Here is a 17,572-nt window from a genome sequence, read left to right on the forward strand (position 1 = left end):
CGTCGAACCGAACCGTTAAGTTGGGCAGATGCCGGTCCCGTCCCCCCACACTGGATTGACGATCCGCCCGTCGGCGCGTTTGGTGCCGTGGCTGCGTTCCTGGCGCACCGGGCTCGTCCCCTACGACGCGGTCGTCGACGCCGTCGTCGAGGAGATCGACGGCGGTGATGACATCGAACACGTCGTCGCCGACATCCCCGACAGCTGGCATCCGGTGTCGCTCGCCGAGGCCCCCACGCTCTTCTCCCGCATCCACCCCGACGACATCCGCCTCGTCCTGCCCGCCCCCGGCGACCCACGCGGACTCCCCGTGAAAGGCGACTTCACCGCCGCCGCCCTCGGCACCGGCGAAGCCGTCATCGCCGGCACCGTCGGACTCGTCCCCGAGATCACCACCCACGTCTCCGGCTCCGGCGACCAATGGCAGTCGGTGACCTGGCGCGTCTACGAATGCGGCCCCGTCAAACCCGTCCCACCGGTCTCCCCCGGCGAAGCCGAAAGCGAACTCGCCGAAGCCCTGCACACCGCCACGGGCAGGCTCGTCGCCCTCGACGTCGCCCGCTGGCGTCCCGAACTCGGCGTCGCCCTCACCCAGCTGCGCCGCAGTGAGCACGGCATGGACCTCCCGCCCGGCTACGACCAGCGCGCCCGCCGCCTCTACGCGCGCGCCGGAGTCCTCGAACGCGTCCTGGCCATCGCCGAAGGCGACGCGCCCGGTGGTGCCGTCAACGTCCACGAGGCCGGTGCCCGTGACGCGGCCCTGCGCCCCCTCGGGGCGGCGTGCCGTCAGGCGCTAACCGCCGCGTGCAACGCCCCGGTCGGCTGAGGCGCCGGTCACAGGGATTGGACCTCTAGCGCACTCCAGCTCGTAGCGTCGGGCCCATGATCCAGCAGCAGAACTCCGGTTTCGGTCACGAATCCACCGCTGGCGAGGTTCTCGCCGGTGTCGATCTGTCGGGGAAGCTCGCCGTCGTCACCGGTGGCTACTCCGGCCTCGGCCTGGAGACCACCCGCGCCCTCACCAACGCCGGTGCGCACGTCGTCGTCCCCGCGCGCAGGCCCCAAACCGCCGCAGAAGCCCTGGGCGGCATCGCCGACGTCGACCGCCTCGACCTGGGCGACCTCAACTCCGTCGACGACTTCACCGAACGCTTCCTGGCCACCGGACGCGGCATCGACATCATCATCAACAACGCCGGCATCATGGCCTGCCCCGAAACCCGCGTCGGACCCGGCTGGGAAGCCCAGTTCGCCACCAACCACCTCGGCCACCACGCCCTCGTCAACCGCCTCCTCCCCGCCTTGAACGACAACGCCCGCGTCGTCGCCGTTGCCTCATCGGGACACTTCCTGTCCGGCATCCGCTGGGACGACCCGCACTTCACCACCGGTTACGACAAGTGGGAGGCCTACGGGCAGGCCAAGACCGCCAATGCCCTGTTCGCCCTCCACCTCGACCGGCTCCTGCCCACCGGCTCGCACGCCTATGCCGTCCACCCCGGCAGCATCCTCACCCCGCTCCAGCGCCACGTCCCCCACGACACCCAGAGCGAACTCGGGTGGATCACCCCCGACGGCTCGCTCCCCACGGGCTTCAAGACACCCGAGCAGGGCGCCGCCACGGCTGTGTGGGCCGCCACCAGCCCCTACCTCGACGATCACGGCGGCGCCTACTGCCAGGACTGCGACCTCGCCCGCCCCGCCGAAGACGACGACATGCTCACCGGCGGCGTCAAACCCTGGGCTCGTGACCGCGCCTCCGCCGCGCGCCTGTGGGCCCTGTCGGCCGCCCTCACCGGCCTCGGCGCCTAAATCGCTCGGCCCCGCGAACCTCCCCCGGTAGGTTCGCGATCATGCCCGCACTCCAGCTGCTCCGCGAAGACCACGCACCGGCCGTCCTCGCCTTCGAGAAGGCCAATCGCGCGTTCTTCGCCGAGACCATCCCCGACCGCGGCGACGACTACTTCACCGAATTCGCCGACCGCCACGCCGCCCTGCTGGCCGAACAGGCCACCGGGACCTGCTTCTTCCACGTCCTGGCCGACGACGACGGCACGATCCTCGGCCGTTTCAACCTCGTCGACGCCGAGGACGGCGAGGCCGAACTCGGCTACCGGCTGGCCGAAGCGGCCACCGGCAAGGGCCTGGCGACCGCCGCCGTGCGGGAACTGTGCACGCTGGCCGCGAACCGTTACGGCCTGACGTCGCTGCGGGCGGGCACGGGAGTCACCAACACCGCCTCGCAGGGGGTGCTGACGCGCACGGGGTTCTCCACCGACGGGATCCCCGGCCCGAAAGGCCTGTCCTACCGTCGTGACCTGCGGGAGTTCGCGGCCTGAAAGGCTGTCGGCAGCGAAACGAACGGCCCGGGTCGACTCGACCCGGGCCGTTGTCACGTCAGCGTGAGGGGATGGGCGGCCGCCGCGCGGGGCAGCAGCCGTCGGGGGTGTTGTCGAAGGTCTGGATCTTGCCGAGGTGCTGCGCCGGGGCGCCTTGGGTGCGTTCGGCGATCAGTTCGCGCACCATGGACACGAACGCCGGGTGCGTGCCGGGGGTGGCCACCCGGGTGAAGGCCATGCCGAGGTGCTCGGCGGTCTTGGCGGCCTCGTTGTCGAGGTCCCAGATCACTTCGAGGTGGTCGGAGGTGAACCCGATGGGGACGACGATGACACCCTCGGTGCCGCCCTGCGCGAGAAGGGCGAGGTGGTCGTTGACGTCGGGTTCGAGCCATTTCGACTCCGGCGGACCCGACCGCGACTGCCACACCAGATCGTAGTCGACTCCCGGGGCGGCGGTCTCGGCCACGATGCGCGCGACCTCGGCGTGCTGTTCGGTGTAGCGGGCTCCGGCGGGGCCCGACACCTCGTTCATCGACAAGGGGATCGAGTGCGAGGTGAACACCAGTTTCGTGTTGGACGGCATGTGCGGCAGGGCCGCCTTGACGCCTTCCACGAAGGGCGTGATGAAGCCCGGGTGGTCGAAGTAGTGGCGGATCTTGTCGATGATCGGCGCGTCGACGCCGACCGCCGCGCGGGCCGCGGCGATGTCGTCGAGGTACTGGCGGCAGGAGGAGTACGAGCCGTAGGCGCTGGTCACGAAGGCCAGCGACCGTTTGATGCCGTCGGCGCGCATCCGCTGGAGCGCCTCGACGAGCATCGGTGGCCAGTTCCGGTTGCCCCAGTAGACCGGCAGGTGCAGGTTGTGCACCGACAGTTCGCCGCGCAGCGCCGCGATCAGCGCCCGGCATTGGGCGTTGATCGGCGAGACGCCGCCGAAGTGGTAATAGTGTTCGGCGACCTCGGTGAGACGGTCGTCGGGCACGCCGCGGCCCCGCGTGACGTTACGCAGGAACGGCAGCACATCGTCGGGCCCCTCGGGTCCCCCGAAGGAGACCAGGAGCAAAGCGTCGTAGGTCATCAGACCCCAACCGCGTGAAACCCGCCATCCACGTGGACGATCTCGCCGGTGGTGGCCGGGAACCAGTCGGAGAGCAGGGCGAGGCAGGCCTTGGCGACCGGTTCGGAGTCGGTGAGGCTCCAGCCGAGAGGTGCGCGGCCCGTCCACGCCTCCTCGAAGGCTTCGAACCCCGGGATGGACTTGGCGGCCAGCGTGCGCACCGGGCCGGCGGCGACGAGATTGACGCGAATGCCCTTGGGCCCGAGGTCGCGTGCCAGGTAACGGCAGGTCGACTCCAGCGTCGCCTTGGACACGCCCATCCAGTCGTAGACCGGCCAGGCCTGCGAGGCGTCGAAGTCCATGCCGACGATGCCGGCGCCCTTGCTCAGCAGCGGCAAGGTGGCCATGGCCAGGGACTTGAAGGAGAAGGCCGAGACGTGCAGCGCGGTGGCGACGTCCTCCCAGGGGGCGGTGAGGAAACCGCCGCCGAGGGCGCTGGGCGGCGCGTAGGCGATCGAGTGGAGGACCCCGTCGAGACCGTCGGCGTGCTCCTTGACGCGGTCGGCGAGCGAGTCGAGCTGCTCGGCGTTGGTCACGTCGAGTTCGAGGACGGGGGCGGGCGCGGGCAGCCGCTTGGCGATGCGCTCCACCAGGGACATCCGCCCGAACCCGGTGAGGATCACCTGGGCACCGTGTTCCTGGGCGAGCTTGGCCACCCCGAATGCCAGCGATTGCTCTGTGATCAGGCCGGTCACAAGCAGACGCTTACCTTCAAGCATCCCGGTCACGTGTGTTCCCTTCGTACGGTCGTTTTTCGGCGAAGCAAGGGGTCTTCGCCCACCTGCCGCGCCTACGCAGTCAGTATGGGGGGTGCGCGGCTAGTGGCCCATCCCGAGGCCACCGTCGACGGGGATCACCGCGCCGGTCACGTACCCGGCGTCGTCGGCGGCGAGCCAGCGGACGGCCGAGGCGATCTCGTCGGTGTTACCGAAGCGCGCGGCGGGGATGGCCTTGAGGTAGCCGTCGCGTTGCGCTTCGGGTAGTGCGGCGGTCATGTCCGTCTCGACGAAGCCGGGGGCCACGACGTTGGCGGTGATGTTGCGGCTGCCCAGCTCACGGGTGATGGACCGGGCGAGGCCGACCAGTCCGGCCTTGCTGGCGGCGTAGTTGGTCTGCCCGGCGTTGCCGTAGAGACCCGAGACCGAGGAGATGAAGATCATCCGGCCCCATTTGGCGCGCAGCATCTTCGACGAGGCCCGCTTCGCGCAGCGCCAGGCGCCGGTGAGGTTGGTGTCGATGACGCTGGTGAACTGGTCCTCGCTCATGCGCAGCAGGAGGGTGTCGTCGGTGATGCCGGCGTTGGCGACGAGGACCTCGACGGGGCCGAGTTCCTTCTCCACCGTGGTGAACGCGGCGTCGACGGCGGCGCCGTCGGTGATGTCGCATTCGACGCCGAACAGGCCTTCGGGGGCTCCGCTGCCGCGGTGGGTGACCGCCACGGTGTCGCCCTGCTTGGCGAAGGCCTGGGCGATGGCAAGACCGATCCCGCGGTTTCCGCCGGTCACGAGGACGGTTCTAGGCACGGCGGTTTCTCCTCGGTGTTGTGGCCGCAGACGGTCGGCGATGATCGTACGCGATGGGGGTGGTCGGCAACCGCCCCCACCCGGGACGGGGACGTCACGGAATGCGCGAAGTCCACAGTAGACTCATGCCGGCCGCGGCCATCGCGGCGAGCATGCCGAAGCCGATGAACCACTGCGCGATCTCCCGCGCGACGGTCCGGTAGCCGATCGAGGAGCCCATGTCGGCGTAGACCTCCGACAACTCGTCTCCCGACACGGCCTCGTAGTAGCGGCCCTCGGTGTCCTCGGCCAGCTGGGCGAGCGCCTTGCGGTCCACGGGGACCTTGGTGACCTGGCCTTCGATCTCCACGACGCCCTCGTCGGTGCCGAAGGCGATCGTCGAGACGGGGACCTTCGCGGCCAGCGCGGCGGCCGAGGCCTCCTCCACGAAGCGCCCGGCGGTGCGGTATCCGTCCGACAGCAGCACGATCCGGGCCGGCGCCAGTCCCTGGGCACCTTCCGGGGGCACGGACTGGATGGCCTGGAGGGAGGCGAAGACGGCTTCCCCGGTGGCGGTGGCGGCGGCCATTTCGAGACCGTCGATGGCCGTGGACAGCTGAGCGCGGTCCTTGGTGGGCGAGACGACGACGTTGGCGGACTTGGCGAAGGAGACCAGGCCGACGTTGAAGTTCTTCGGGAGGCTGGTGACGAACTTCTTGGCGGCCTCCTTGGCGGCTTCCATGCGGGTCGGTGCGACGTCGTCGGCCATCATCGACAGCGACACGTCCATGGCGAGCACGACCGTGGCGCGTTCGTTGGGTTCCTGGATGTCGACCGAGGGCCGGGCCATGCCGACGGCGAGGACGGCCAGTGCGGCGATGAGGACTCCGGCGGCGGCGTGGCGGCGCCAGCCGAGGCCTTTGGGTGCGATGTCGCGCAGCAGTTCGAGGTTGGAGAAGCGCACGGCGGTGACGCGGCGTCTGCGCTGGGCCCAGATGTAGGCCCCCGCCAGGGCCAGCACGGGCAGCAGTGCCAGCAGCCAGATCGGTTGAAGCAGACGGATCATCGGGTGGTCCCTCCGGTGCGGGCGTGGCGGCGGGCGGCCACGAATCGCACGATGTCGAGCAGCCAGTCGGAGTCGGTGCGCAGGCGCAGGTGCCCGGCGCCGGCTTTGCGCAGGGCGGCGGCGATGCCGGCGCGCTGAGCGGCTGCGGCTTGTCGGTAGCGTTCGCGCAGGCGCGCGTCGGCGGTCTGGATCTCGTGCACGGCGCCGGTCTCGGGGTCGACGAGTTCGAGGACGCCGACATCGGGGAGCTCCAGCTCGCGGGGGTCGACGATCTCGATGGCGAGCAGGTCGTGGCGGACGCCGAGTTTGCGCAGGGGCTGCTGCCAGCCGTCGGCGGCGAGGAAGTCGGAGATGACGACGGCCAGGCCGCGGCGGCGTGGGGGCCGGTTGAGGGTGTCGATGAGGGCGGCGAGGTCGGTGCGGCCGCCGGTGCCGGCCCTGGGCGTGTCGTGGACTTTTTTGAGGAGGACCTGGGCGCCTTTGCGGCCGGGCATGGCCGGTATGCGGGTGGGTGTGGCGCCGGTGCCGACGACGGCGCCGATGCGGTTGCCGCCGCGGACGGTCAGGTGCGACATGGCCGCCACGGCGGCCAGCGCGAGGTCGCGTTTGAGGCAGCGGGCGGTGCCGAAGTCGAGGCTGGCCGACATGTCGACGGCCAGCCAGGTCTCCAGTTCGCGGTCGGCGATGGTGGTGCGCACGTGGGGGTGGGTCGTGCGGGCCGTGACGGGCCAGTCCATGCGCCGGACGTCGTCGCCGGGCCGGTATTCGCGCGACTCCCCCGGTTCGCTGCCGGCGCCGGGGAGCAGGCCGAGGTAGTCGCCGTGCAGGAGGCCGTCGAGTTTGTTCGTGATGAGCAGCTGGAGTTTGGCCAGCACGAACTCGTCGCGGCCGCCGGGCCCGGCCGATGGGTGCCCGGTGGTGCCGTCGCGGCGCATGCGCCCGAACACCGACAGGCCGGCGCGGCTCACTCCGCGCGCCCGCCGGTCACAGGGGCCGTCCGGTGGGTTCGCCGGGGCCGACCCAGCCGGTGCCCGCCGGGGCGGTGACCGGGCGGGCGTTGGCGTCCTGGCGGGGCGCCACGGTCGGTGCCGGGACGGTCGCCAGGACCATGTTGACGATCTCTTCGGCCGGTACGCCGTCGGCGAGCGCGTCGTAGGAGAGCACCAGGCGGTGGCGGAGGATGTCGGGGGCGATGTCCTGGAGGTCTTGCGGGAGGGCGTAGTCGCGTCCGCGGAGGATGGCCAGGGCCCTGGTGGCGCGCACGATGCCGAGGGAGGCGCGGGGGCTGGCGCCGTACTGGATGAGTCCGGCGGCCGCCGACAGGCCGTACTCGGCGGGTTTGCGGGTGGCCATGACCAGGCGGACGGCGTAGTCGACGAGGGCGTTGTGGACGAACACCTCGTCGGCCTTGCGCTGGAGGCGCAGGACGTCGTCGGGGGTGAAGACCGGTTCGGGTTCGGGTGCCTTGACGCCCATCCGGTAGACGATCTCGCGTTCTTCGGAGTCGGTGGGATACCCGACGATGATCTTGAGGAGGAAGCGGTCGCGCTGCGCTTCGGGCAGCGGGTAGACGCCTTCCTGCTCGATGGGGTTCTGGGTGGCCATCACCAGGAACGGGTCGGGCACGTTGTGGGTCTGGCCGCCGATGGAGACGTGCGCCTCGGCCATGACCTCCAGCAGCGCCGACTGGACTTTCGCCGGTGCGCGGTTGATCTCGTCGGCGAGCAGGAAGTTGACGAACACCGGGCCGAGCTCGACGTCGAACTTCTCACTGGACTGCCGGTAGATCCTGGTTCCCACCACGTCGGAGGGGACCAGGTCGGGCGTGAACTGGATTCGGCTGAACGTTCCGCCGACGACTCTGGCCAGTGTCTCCACCGCCAGGGTCTTGGCCACGCCCGGTACGCCTTCGAGCAGGCAGTGGCCCCTGGCGAGCAGGGACACGAACATCCGCTCGATCATCCGGTCTTGCCCGACGATCACCTTCTTGACCTCGAAGAGGGCCTTCTCCAGGGAAGCCGCGTCCTGCGCGGGGGTCGTACGACCCGCCTCGTCTTGTGTCATGGCCTCGGTAGCCACCTGCACCTCCAACACCCGTCGCCGACGATCCTAACGACAGTCGGCGAGTGGCGAACTTTTACGCGCCCGGGTCTGGACAAGCCCTCAGGTGAGCCCTGTAACATGAGCCTCACGTCGGGCGGCTTCCCCCGTGGCCGCCCGACGTCTTCGCGCCCACCGCGCCTGTTCTAGGCTTCGCGGTGATGGACTCCTCCGAAACTCAAGACGCCGTCTGCTCGGCGCGTGGTTGCCGCCGCCCGGCCGTCTTCGCGTTGCGCTGGCGTAACCCGAAGATCCATGACGAGACCCGCCGTAAGACGTGGCTGGCCTGTGCTGAGCACCGGGAGAGTCTGGGGGCGTTCCTGTCGGCTCGCGGGTTTCCCCTCGACGTCGCACCGTTCGGGCCGTGACGCGTCATCGCTAGGCTCGCGGTGTGGAGCACCCGATCTGGAACGGCCGTGACGGCGAAGTCGACTGGCGGCCGGTCGACCCGCGCCTGGTGTGGGTTCGGCTGATCAACCTCGCGCTGGGCGCGATTCCGCTGACGGTGGTCGCCGCCGTCTTGTCGACGTGGTGGTGGGGCGCCCGTTTCGGGATCCTCGTCGCCGCCTGCGCGCTGGTCCTCATCGCCGCGCGTGTCGTGGCGATCGTCCGCGCGGTGCGTGTGTGGGCCTACGCCGAGACCGGTGAGCACCTGCTGGTCCGGCACGGCATCTGGACCCGTTGCCTGTCGATCGTCCCCTATGGACGTCTGCAGTACCTCGACCTGACCGCCGACCCGGCCTCGCGCCTGTTCGGGTTGACGACGGTGAAACTGCACACCGCCGCGGCGACCACCGACGCCACCGTTCCGGGTCTGGCACCGGCCGAGGCGACCGCGCTGCGCGATCGGCTCGCCGACGTGTCGGGTGCCCGCACGGAGGGGCTGTGAAGCCCGCGGCGGCGGGGATGGACCGCATGCATCCGTTGACGCCGCTGGTGAAGGGCGTGCGGAGTTTCTGGTTCGTGATCGCGGCGATCTCCTGGCAGGGTTTCGCGCGGCTGGGGCTGGAGCGGGGCGCGATGATCGTGGCCGCGTTCGGTGTGCTGGGGCTGATCTGGTCGTGGATCGGCTGGTACGTGACGGGTTATCAGGTCGCCGACGGTGAGTTGCGGATCGCCGATGGGATCTTGACGCGGAGCCGGCGGACGATTCCGGTGGCGCGTTTGCAGGCCGTCGATGTGGTGCGGCCGTTGCTGGCGCGGTTGCTGGGGCTGGCGGAGTTGCGTCTTGAGGTCGCCGGTGGCGCCAAGACCGAGGCGCCCTTGTCGTATTTGACGCTGGGCCGTGCGCGGGATCTGCGGCGGGAGTTGCTGGCCGCCTCACGGCCGGAGGCGGCCGCGGCCGATGACGGTGAGGCCGTGTTGGAGCCGGTGGCGGCCGCCGCGCCGTTGGTGATGGTCCCGGCCAGGCGTTTGCTGGCCGCGCAGCTGATGACGCCGCAGATCCTGTTCCTGCCGATCGCGGTGGCGGTGACGGTGTGGCTGTTCGCCATCGACCCCGACTTGTCGATTCTGGGCTTGGCGGGGATGTTCACGGCCGTGGCGGGGATCTTGTTCCAGCCGGTGAAAGAGGCCTTCGTCAACTACGGCTTCACCGGTTCGGTGACCGATGACGGGTTGCGCATCCGGCATGGGTTGTTCGAGCAGCGCCAGCAGACGCTGCCGTTGCGGCGGGTGACGGCGGTGACGATCCGTTCGCCGCTGTTGTGGCGCCCGGTGGGCTGGGTGCGTGCGCATGTGGCCAGTGCGGCCTATTCGGCGACGAACGCCGGTACCGAGGCGTTCAGCGGGCGTAGTCTCCTGCCGGTCGGGACGCGTGCGGAGGCCGCGGTGATCACCGCGGCGGTCCTGCCGGGCGCCGACATCGACGGTCTGGTCTACCGGGGTCTGCCGCGGCGGGCGCGGTGGCGGGCGCCGCTGCGGTGGCGGTTCTTCGGGGTGTGCCTGACCGATGAGCACTACGCCGTGCGTTCGGGCCGGTGGAGCCCGACCGAGGCGTTCGTCCCCTACGGGCGGATCCTGTCGGTGCGGGTGACGCAGGGCCGGTGGCAGCGCCTGCTGGCGCTGGCCACCGTCCATGTCGATCTGGCCGGGACCATCTCGGTGAGCACCGCCGCCCGGCACCGTCCGCTCAGTGAGGCGGTGACGCTGGCACGTGATCTGGTCCGGCGTTCACAGCAGAACCGTCCGGTTCCTCCCGGCTGACCTCGCCGTCGTCTTCGCCGCGTGCCTGTGCGGCGGCTGCGGCGCGGCGCTGTTTGCGGCGGCGCCACCATTTCTCGGCGTAGCCGACCACGGCGAAGGTGATGCCGACGTAGATCCAGCCGACGAGGACGTCGATGATCCAGTGCTCGCCGCTGTAGACGAGGGTGAAGGTCATCGCCAGGGGGTAGACGACCAGGAGCGGGATCCAGCGGGTGCGGACTTTCGGGAAGAAGAACGCCACGACGAGCAGGGCGAAGGCGGTGTGCAGTGAGGGCATCGCCGCGACGGGGTTGGACAGGCCGATTTGGGCCTGGTTGAGCATGTTCCCGGCGCCGTGGAGGCCGATGAGGTCCCAGCCGCGGGTGGAGATCCGTTCGATCGGTTCGATCATGCCGTACTTCGCCGCCCACCATGGGGGTGCGGCCGGGTAGAGGAAGTAGGTGACCAGGCCGAAGAACATCAGGAAGAACCAGCGGCGGATGAAGCGGCCCCATTCGGGGCGGGCGCGCAGCCACAGCAGGACCGCGACGATGAGGGCGGCCACGAAGTGGGAGAAGTAGACGACGCTGACCAGGACGTCCCACCATTGGACGTGGTCGGGGTCGTAGAGGTGGTGCTGGAGCCAGACGGTGGGGACGTTCCCGCCGAACATCCAGGTGTCGAAGGCGATCAGTTCGGTGGCGTGGGGGACGAATCCGTCGTCGGCGAAGCCGCGGGAGACGTTGTAGACCTGCAGGAGCAGGATCATCGGGAACCAGTCGCGCAGGAAGCGCAGGTGCCTGCGCAGCGGGTAGTGGCTGTTCCAGGCGTAGGTCAGTGCCCACAGCCACAGGAACGCCAAGACCGGGTCGGTGGTCGGCAGTCCCAGCGCGAAGCTGTAGAGGACGAATCCGGCGACCCAGGCCGCGATGCCGATGGCGCGCCGTTTGGCGAGGCCGGTCGGCGGGGTCGTTCCGGTCGGCTCACCGCTGTCGGCCGTCATGCGCGTCCATCCTCATAAGGGGCTACTCGTCGATTTCGGTCGCCGCGACCACCGAGGGCAGCGCCTCGCCGATCGGATCGCGCACGACCGCGTGCGCCACCGCATCGTACGGGGTGGGTTCAGCGTTGCAGATCACGACGCGCGCCCCGGCGCGCAGGGCCACGTCGACCAGGCCCGCGGCGGGGTGGACGGTGAGGGACGTGCCGATGGTGATGAGCAGGTCGCAGGCCTGTGCGGCGGCGACCGAGGCGTGCAGGACGGTGCTGTCGAGGTTTTGTCCGAAGGAGATGGTGGCCGATTTGAGGATCCCGCCGCATGCGAGGCACGCGGGGTCGGGTTCGCCGTCGGCGACGCGGTCGAGGGCCTGGCGCATGGTGGTGCGTTCGTGGCAGGTCATGCAGTCGACGCCGAAGATGGTGCCGTGGATCTCGATGACCTTGGCGGGGTCGCTGCCGGCTTTTTGGTGGAGGCCGTCGATGTTCTGGGTGATGATCGCGTCGAGTTGTCCGCGTTTTTCCAGGGCGACCAGGGCGGCGTGGGCGGCGTTGGGCCGGGCGTCCCAGGCGGGGTGGTCGCGGCGGCGCAGCCAGGACTCGCGGCGCAGTTGCGGGTCGGCGAGGTAGGTGTCGAGCGTGACGTACTTGGCGGCGTCGGGGTCCTTGGTCCACACGCCTTGTGGGCCGCGGTAGTCGGGGATGCCGGAGTCGGTGGAGATACCGGCCCCGGTCAAGACGGTCACCGACGGTGCGGCCTTGAGGAGCCCGGCGAAGGCGCTCATGGTCATGCCGCGACGCTACCGGGCGCGTGCGAGGCTCGCCTAGGCTGGTGGGCATGGACATCGTGGCGGGCCAGGAGTCCGGTGTGGAGCTGATCGTCACCGAGGCCGATACCGCGCAGGCGCTGGGTTCGGGTGACGTGCCGGTGCTGGGCACTCCCCGGGTGGTGGCGTTGGCGGAGGCGGCGTGTGTGGCGGTGACGGTGGGGCGGCTGGCCCCGGGCCGCACGACGGTGGGCACGCGCGTCGACCTGGCGCATCTGGCGCCCACGCCGGTGGGCGGGCGTGTGTGGGCCACGGCGCGGGTGGTGTCGGCCGAGGAGCGCCGGCTGGTGTTCTCGGTGCGGGTCTCCGACGGGGTGGCGGTGGTCGCCGAGGGCACGGTGGAGCGCGTGGTCGTCGACCGGGAGAGGTTCGTGCGCAAGGCCGCGGGTTAGGGGAGGCGGTCGATCTCCAGTGAGGAGTCCATTTCGAGGAGGGCTCCGGGTTCGCCGGTGACGACGGGCCAGCCGCGGCGGCGTTGCGCGCACCAGGCGACGTGGCCCGAGGCGAGGTTCCCGTGTTGTTTCGTGCGCGACAGCAGCAGGCCGATGTCCTTGGCGGCGCGGTGGTCGAGGTCGAGGATGACGGTGACCGGCAGGCCGAGCAGGACGGTGAGGGCGTCGCGGTCGCGTCGGGGCGCGTGCGACCAGGCGGCGGTGAGCGCGCCGGAGGGGACCGCCAGGACCATGCCCTGTTCCACCGCGGTCCACACGACCGCCTGCGGGTAGGGGCGGCTGGCGGCGAAGCCGATGATGGCCGATGAGTCGAGGATGCGGCCCCCGATCACGACACGGCACCCTGGGGGTCGCCGGCCTCGTCGACGCCGAGGAGTTCGCGTGCCCACGCGAGGTGTTCGGCGCCGGGGCCGGTGCCTTTGCGGTCGAACAGGTCACGCAGGTCGGCCAGCCCCTGGTCGCGGTCGAGACGTGCCTTCACCGCTTCGGCGACATAGGAGGAAACCGAGTCGGCGCCGCCGGCGTCGACGAGTCGCTTGAGCTGGTCGGCCTGGTCTGCCGGCATCGTCACGGTTATCCGCTGACTGTTGCTCTGCATACCCGACACGGTAGTCCACGCATACTCGTCATCGCCAGCCGCATGTCGTCCCATCAGGCCACCACCGAGCCGACCGCGGGCTTGTGGGCGAGCTGGGAGTTGGCGCGGCGGATACCCGGGTCGAGGGACTTCTCCACGAAGATCGCGAACCAGGTGCAAAACACCAGGACCGTCCAGACCTTGCGGGAGTTGTCGGCGACGCCGGCCTTGTGGTCGCGCAGGAGCTTGCGGGCGTAGTTGAGGTCGAGGTACTCCCCGGCGTTGGAGGTCGCCAGGATGTGGTCGGCCCACTCGAACATCTCGTCTTTGAGCCACACGCGCGTCGGGGTGGGAAAGCCCATCTTCTCGCGGTTGACGATCGCCGGCGGCACCACCGATTCCAGGGCCATGCGCAGCGCGTGCTTGGTCTGCCCGGCGATGCGCGAAGGAACCTTCTGGTCGAGCGGGACCTTCGCGGCGACCTTGAACACCTCGGGGTCGAGGAAGGGGACGCGCACCTCCAGCGAATGCGCCATCGACATGCGGTCGGCCTTGACGAGGATGTCGCCGCGCAGCCAGGTGTAGATGTCGACGTACTGCATGCGCGTGGTCGGGTCGAGACCCATGCACTCGGCGTAGACCGGCCCGGTCACGTCGGTGTAGCGCACCTCGGGGTTGTAACGCCGCATCAGCAGCTGCTTCTCGGCCTCACCGAAGATGTTGGCGTTGCCGACGAAACGCTCTTCGAGGGGCGTGGTCCCGCGCTCCAGGAAACTCTTGCCCTTGACGCCTTCGGGGATGACCTTCGACACCGCCCTAAGACCCGACTGCATCGACTGCGGCAGCGACTGCACGCCTTTCAGCGACAGCGGCTCACGGTAGATCGGGTAGCCGGCGAAGAACTCGTCGGCGCCTTCACCACCGATGGCGACGGTGACGTACTCGGCGGCCTTCTTCGCCACGAAATACAACGGCACCAGCGCCGGGTCGGCCACCGGGTCGTCGAGGTGCCACACGATGCGCGGCAGCTCCTCCATCATCTCCCGGGCACCGATCTTGGTGCCGATGGAGGTGACGCCCATCGCGCGCGCCGACTCCTGGGCGACGTCGAGCTCGTTGTAGTGCCCGGGAACGTCGAAACCCATCGTGAAGGTCAAGATCTCGGGGTTGAACTCCCGCGCCAGAGCGACCACCCCGGTGGAGTCGATGCCCGAGGACAAGAACGCGCCGACCGGCACGTCGGAGCGCATGTGGATACGCACGCTCTCGCGCAGCACGTCGAGGATCTCGTCGTAGAGACGCTTGGGATCATCCACGGGACGCGGCTGGAAGTCGGCGCGGTAGTAACGCGCCGACGTGACCGCAGCGGCCCGCTCATTGGGCGCGCCCGGATCGAACACGACCTGGTAGCCCGAGCCGATGCGCTTGACCGCGCGGTGCATCGTGCCCGGCTCCGGCGGATACTGCAACGTCAGATAGTGCGAGAGGTTGACCTCGTCGATGTCACGCGAGTCGACGAAAGGCATCAGCGCCTTCTTCTCGCTGGCGAAGAACACCCCGTCATTGGTCTGCAGGTAGAACATCGGCTTGATACCGAAAGGGTCACGGGCGCCGAAGGCGCGCCGGTCGCGGCGGTCCCAGATCACGAACGCGAACATGCCCCGCAGCCGCGTCGTCACCGACGGGCCCCAGTGGTGATACCCGGCCAGGATGACCTCACCGTCGCCGTCGGTGGCGAAAGTCGCACCGTGATTGGCGATCAACTCGGCGCGCAGTTCCTTGTAGTTGTAGATCTCGCCGTTGAAGGTCATCACATACCGGCCGTCGGCGTACCACATCGGCTGATGGGAGCTGGCCACGTCGATGATCGACAGGCGCTTGTGCGACAGCACGGCGTCATCGTCGATGAGTTCCACGCCGGTCTCGTCAGGTCCCCGGTGGTGGAGGTGCTCGACGGCATCCCCGATCGGGCCCTTGAACAGGCTCGCCGTCCCGTGGGCGCTGATGAAGGTAAGGAGTCCGCACATGGAAAACGTGTAATCCCTTCACGGCGGTTGATCTCAGGTCAACAGACTCCGTCGAGACTACCGAGATGTCCAGCGGGACCAAGCCCCGGCCGCGCATGCAACCACCACCACCCACCACCGAGCGGACCGAACAGGACGCAACCGGGCCGAGCAGGCCGGGGCGGAGAGGCGCGAAGACACCCAAGCCAGGCACCGCCAGCCACACCCGCGAGACACCGCGAGAAGAGGCGGGCGGGCTCAACGACTCACATCACCCACCCGCACCACCGGCCGCGAACCACGGCCGAGCACGAACGCACCCACACCACTCCCGCCCACCACACGGGCGCTCGCCGACCGGCACCTGAGGCGTGACGCGCCACCGCGAAGACCCGCGCCGCCCAGGGGCGAAGGGCCGTGACGGCGCCCGGCCGAGAAGGTGACCGTTGCCCGGCCCGCCGGCCCTCCGTCGCAGGGCCTGCCTCCCGGCTTGACCTCGTCACCTAAGTGGCCGCCGACATGGGCGGCCGGCGTGACCTGTGCCGGACGGCCGACGCGGAACCCGAGGACTCGGTCCTTTCACTCCGCCACCGCGCAGGCATCACCCCGACCGACCGAGCCCGGCCCGGCCCTCGGGCGGTGTGACACCGAACAGAGAAGCGGCCGGGACACGTCATCGCCCGAAGCCTGGGCCCGCCGCACGCTCACCCCGCCCACCGCACGCGACCTTCCCCACCTCCCCCTGCACCTTTGCCCCACCGGCCGGGTACAGGCGATACCGTCGAGGTGACAGCGCGGCGCGCGCAGTAATATTGCAATGGCGCAATGGTTTCGTGTGAATGGAGACACCCCGCATGACCGCTGAGGACAACGCCGTTCCCGCCAAGGGAGTCGAAGGCGAACGCAAGCACGACCCCGGCTTCCCGCCGAAGCTGCTGGAGTTCATGCGCACCGGCTGGGGTGACAGCACCATCCCCGACCTGCGCGAACTCGCCCAGGCCCGCAACCACGCCCGCCGCCGCGACCAGCTCTCGGCCGCCTTCCCCGGCGAGACCCTGGTCATCCCCACCGGCGCGGAGCACCGCCGCGCCAACGACACCTTCTTCCGCTTCCGCCCCGGCAGCGACTTCGCCTGGCTCACCGGCGACTACGACCCCGAGTCCGTCCTCGTCCTCCACCCCACCGACGGCGGCGGCCACGACGCCGTCCTCTACCGCCGGCCCCGCAAGTCCCGCGAGACCGACGAGTTCTTCCGCAGCGCCCAATACGGCGAACTGTGGGTCGGCCGCCAGCTCTCCCTCGACGAGAAGGCCACCCTCCTCGGCATCGAATGCCGCGACCTGGCCGAACTCGAAGCCGTCCTCGCCGCCCTCGACGACGCCAAGGCCCGCGTCCTGCGCGGCCTTGACGCCGCCGTCGACAAGGCCATCGCCGCCACCGGCGAAGGCGAACGCGACAAGGAACTCGCCGAGATCCTCTCCGAGCTGCGCGCCATCAAAGACGAGTGGGAGATCGCCCAGCTCCAAGACGCCATCGACGCCACGGTCCGTGGTTTCGAAGACGTCGCGCGGGTCCTCCCCTCCGACCGGGGTGTGTCCGAACGTCTGATCGAGGGCATCTTCCAGCTGCGCGCCCGCCACGACGGCAACGACGTCGGCTACTCCTCGATCGTCGGCGCCGGTTCGCACGCCACGACGCTGCACTGGATCACCAACGACGGCCGGACCACGCCCGGCGATTTGCTGCTGATGGACATGGGCGTCGAGAACGAGCATCTCTACACCGCCGACGTGACCCGCACCGTCCCGGTCAACGGCACCTTCACCGACCTGCAGCGCCAGGTCTACGACCTGGTCTACGCCTCCCAGCAGGCCGGCATCGACGCCATCCGCCCGGGCCTGATCTACAAGGAGATCCAGCAGGTCACCATGCGCGTCCTCGCCGAAGGCCTCGCCGACCTCGGTCTGCTGCCGTCCTCGGTGGAAGAGGCCATGGACCCCGACTCGCAGGTCTACCGCCGCTGGACCCTGCACAGCTTCGGGCACATGCTCGGCCTCGACGTCCACGACTGCGCCTCGGCCCGCCGCGAGCACTACCAGGACGGCGAGTTCAAGCCCGGTCACGTCGTCACGGTCGAACCCGGCCTGTACTTCCAGGCCGACGACGAACTCGTCCCCGATGAACTGCGCGGCCTGGGCGTGCGCATCGAAGACGACATCCTCGTCACCGACACCGGCTCGAAGAACCTCTCCGACGGGCTCCCCCGCAAGTCGCACGAGGTCGAGTCGTGGCTGGCCGAACAGCGCGACGCCGGAGCCCGCCTGCCGGGCTGATTCGGCCGCCGCGCGAAACCATCCGAGTCGCCAGGAGCGCCCGTCCATCACCGACGGGCGCTCCTGGCGCACT

General features: G+C 69.8%; 19 protein-coding genes. 8 read left to right on the forward strand and 11 right to left on the reverse strand.

All coding sequences use genetic code 11. From position 1 onward, the window contains the following. The first annotated feature begins 28 nt into the window (after positions 1–28). Genes HNR73_RS08310 through HNR73_RS08320 form a run of 3 tightly spaced genes read left to right on the forward strand, consistent with a single transcriptional unit; the run spans position 29 to position 2,339 of the window. Positions 29–826: an Rv1486c family protein gene (locus HNR73_RS08310; RefSeq protein WP_184786706.1), complete on the forward strand. Its 798-nt coding sequence runs from the start codon at positions 29–31 to the stop codon at positions 824–826. Between the two features lie 56 nt (positions 827–882). Further along, a complete protein-coding gene (locus HNR73_RS08315) occupies positions 883–1,812 on the forward strand; it encodes an SDR family NAD(P)-dependent oxidoreductase (protein WP_184786707.1) in 930 nt (309 codons plus the stop codon). A 41-nt stretch (positions 1,813–1,853) separates the two neighbouring features. Further along, positions 1,854–2,339 (forward strand): GNAT family N-acetyltransferase, encoded by a 486-nt coding sequence (locus tag HNR73_RS08320; protein WP_184786708.1) that lies wholly within the window; start codon positions 1,854–1,856, stop codon positions 2,337–2,339. Positions 2,340–2,397: 58 nt separating this feature from the next. On the opposite strand, the gene HNR73_RS08325 is transcribed toward HNR73_RS08320, so the two are convergent. The 6 genes from HNR73_RS08325 to HNR73_RS08350 all read right to left on the reverse strand — a co-directional run bounded on the left by HNR73_RS08325 (position 2,398) and on the right by HNR73_RS08350 (position 8,088). Further along, positions 2,398–3,417 (reverse strand): ferrochelatase, encoded by a 1,020-nt coding sequence (locus HNR73_RS08325; protein ID WP_184786709.1) that lies wholly within the window; start codon positions 3,415–3,417, stop codon positions 2,398–2,400. Continuing rightward, on the reverse strand, positions 3,417–4,184 hold the full coding sequence (gene fabI, locus HNR73_RS08330) for an enoyl-ACP reductase FabI (RefSeq protein WP_184786710.1): 768 nt from the start codon (positions 4,182–4,184) through the stop codon (positions 3,417–3,419). The genes HNR73_RS08325 and fabI overlap by 1 nt, the downstream gene beginning before the upstream one ends. A gap of 90 nt (positions 4,185–4,274) precedes the next feature. Further along, a complete protein-coding gene (locus HNR73_RS08335; RefSeq protein WP_184786711.1) occupies positions 4,275–4,979 on the reverse strand; it encodes a beta-ketoacyl-ACP reductase in 705 nt (234 codons plus the stop codon). A gap of 94 nt (positions 4,980–5,073) precedes the next feature. Next, entirely contained in the window at positions 5,074–6,024 is a 951-nt protein-coding gene (locus tag HNR73_RS08340) for a VWA domain-containing protein (RefSeq protein ID WP_184786712.1), read from the reverse strand. Continuing rightward, entirely contained in the window at positions 6,021–6,959 is a 939-nt protein-coding gene (locus HNR73_RS08345) for a DUF58 domain-containing protein (protein WP_184786929.1), read from the reverse strand. The genes HNR73_RS08340 and HNR73_RS08345 overlap by 4 nt, the downstream gene beginning before the upstream one ends. A 49-nt stretch (positions 6,960–7,008) precedes the next feature. Continuing rightward, positions 7,009–8,088, reverse strand: coding sequence for an AAA family ATPase (locus HNR73_RS08350; protein ID WP_184786930.1), 1,080 nt, complete (start codon positions 8,086–8,088; stop codon positions 7,009–7,011). A gap of 197 nt (positions 8,089–8,285) precedes the next feature. Between HNR73_RS08350 and HNR73_RS08355 the strand changes: the two genes are divergently transcribed. Genes HNR73_RS08355 through HNR73_RS08365 form a run of 3 tightly spaced genes read left to right on the forward strand, consistent with a single transcriptional unit; the run spans position 8,286 to position 10,329 of the window. Next, complete coding sequence (locus HNR73_RS08355) at positions 8,286–8,492, forward strand: hypothetical protein (protein WP_184786713.1); 207 nt, start codon at positions 8,286–8,288, stop codon at positions 8,490–8,492. Between the two features lie 23 nt (positions 8,493–8,515). Then, entirely contained in the window at positions 8,516–9,013 is a 498-nt protein-coding gene (locus HNR73_RS08360) for a PH domain-containing protein (RefSeq protein WP_184786714.1), read from the forward strand. A 26-nt stretch (positions 9,014–9,039) separates the two neighbouring features. Next, positions 9,040–10,329 (forward strand): PH domain-containing protein, encoded by a 1,290-nt coding sequence (locus tag HNR73_RS08365; RefSeq protein WP_184786715.1) that lies wholly within the window; start codon positions 9,040–9,042, stop codon positions 10,327–10,329. Here HNR73_RS08365 and HNR73_RS08370 read toward each other — a convergent pair. Further along, positions 10,256–11,311 (reverse strand): phosphatase PAP2 family protein, encoded by a 1,056-nt coding sequence (locus HNR73_RS08370; protein WP_184786716.1) that lies wholly within the window; start codon positions 11,309–11,311, stop codon positions 10,256–10,258. The two genes, HNR73_RS08365 and HNR73_RS08370, sit on opposite strands and share 74 nt — an antisense overlap. 22 nt (positions 11,312–11,333) lie before the next feature. Beyond that, positions 11,334–12,095, reverse strand: a complete 762-nt coding sequence (locus HNR73_RS08375) for an SIR2 family NAD-dependent protein deacylase (RefSeq protein WP_184786717.1) — start codon at positions 12,093–12,095, stop codon at positions 11,334–11,336. Between the two features lie 47 nt (positions 12,096–12,142). Between HNR73_RS08375 and HNR73_RS08380 the strand changes: the two genes are divergently transcribed. After that, positions 12,143–12,523: a thioesterase family protein gene (locus HNR73_RS08380; protein ID WP_184786718.1), complete on the forward strand. Its 381-nt coding sequence runs from the start codon at positions 12,143–12,145 to the stop codon at positions 12,521–12,523. Here HNR73_RS08380 and HNR73_RS08385 read toward each other — a convergent pair. The 3 genes from HNR73_RS08385 to asnB are packed head-to-tail and all read right to left on the reverse strand — an operon-like array spanning position 12,520 to position 15,187. Beyond that, entirely contained in the window at positions 12,520–12,915 is a 396-nt protein-coding gene (locus tag HNR73_RS08385; RefSeq protein WP_184786719.1) for a hypothetical protein, read from the reverse strand. The two genes, HNR73_RS08380 and HNR73_RS08385, sit on opposite strands and share 4 nt — an antisense overlap. Next, positions 12,912–13,181, reverse strand: coding sequence for a ribbon-helix-helix domain-containing protein (locus tag HNR73_RS08390; RefSeq protein WP_184786720.1), 270 nt, complete (start codon positions 13,179–13,181; stop codon positions 12,912–12,914). Before HNR73_RS08390 ends, HNR73_RS08385 begins: the two co-directional genes overlap by 4 nt. Positions 13,182–13,234: 53 nt before the next feature. Beyond that, entirely contained in the window at positions 13,235–15,187 is a 1,953-nt protein-coding gene (asnB, locus tag HNR73_RS08395; RefSeq protein WP_184786721.1) for an asparagine synthase (glutamine-hydrolyzing), read from the reverse strand. Between the two features lie 833 nt (positions 15,188–16,020). Here asnB and HNR73_RS08400 point away from each other — a divergent pair. After that, positions 16,021–17,499 carry an aminopeptidase P family protein gene (locus HNR73_RS08400; RefSeq protein WP_184786722.1) on the forward strand — a complete coding sequence of 493 codons (1,479 nt, stop codon included), beginning with the start codon at positions 16,021–16,023 and terminating at the stop codon, positions 17,497–17,499. The last annotated feature ends 73 nt before the right edge of the window (positions 17,500–17,572 follow it).

Source organism: Phytomonospora endophytica, assembly GCF_014202425.1.
GTDB lineage: Bacteria > Actinomycetota > Actinomycetes > Mycobacteriales > Micromonosporaceae > Phytomonospora > Phytomonospora endophytica.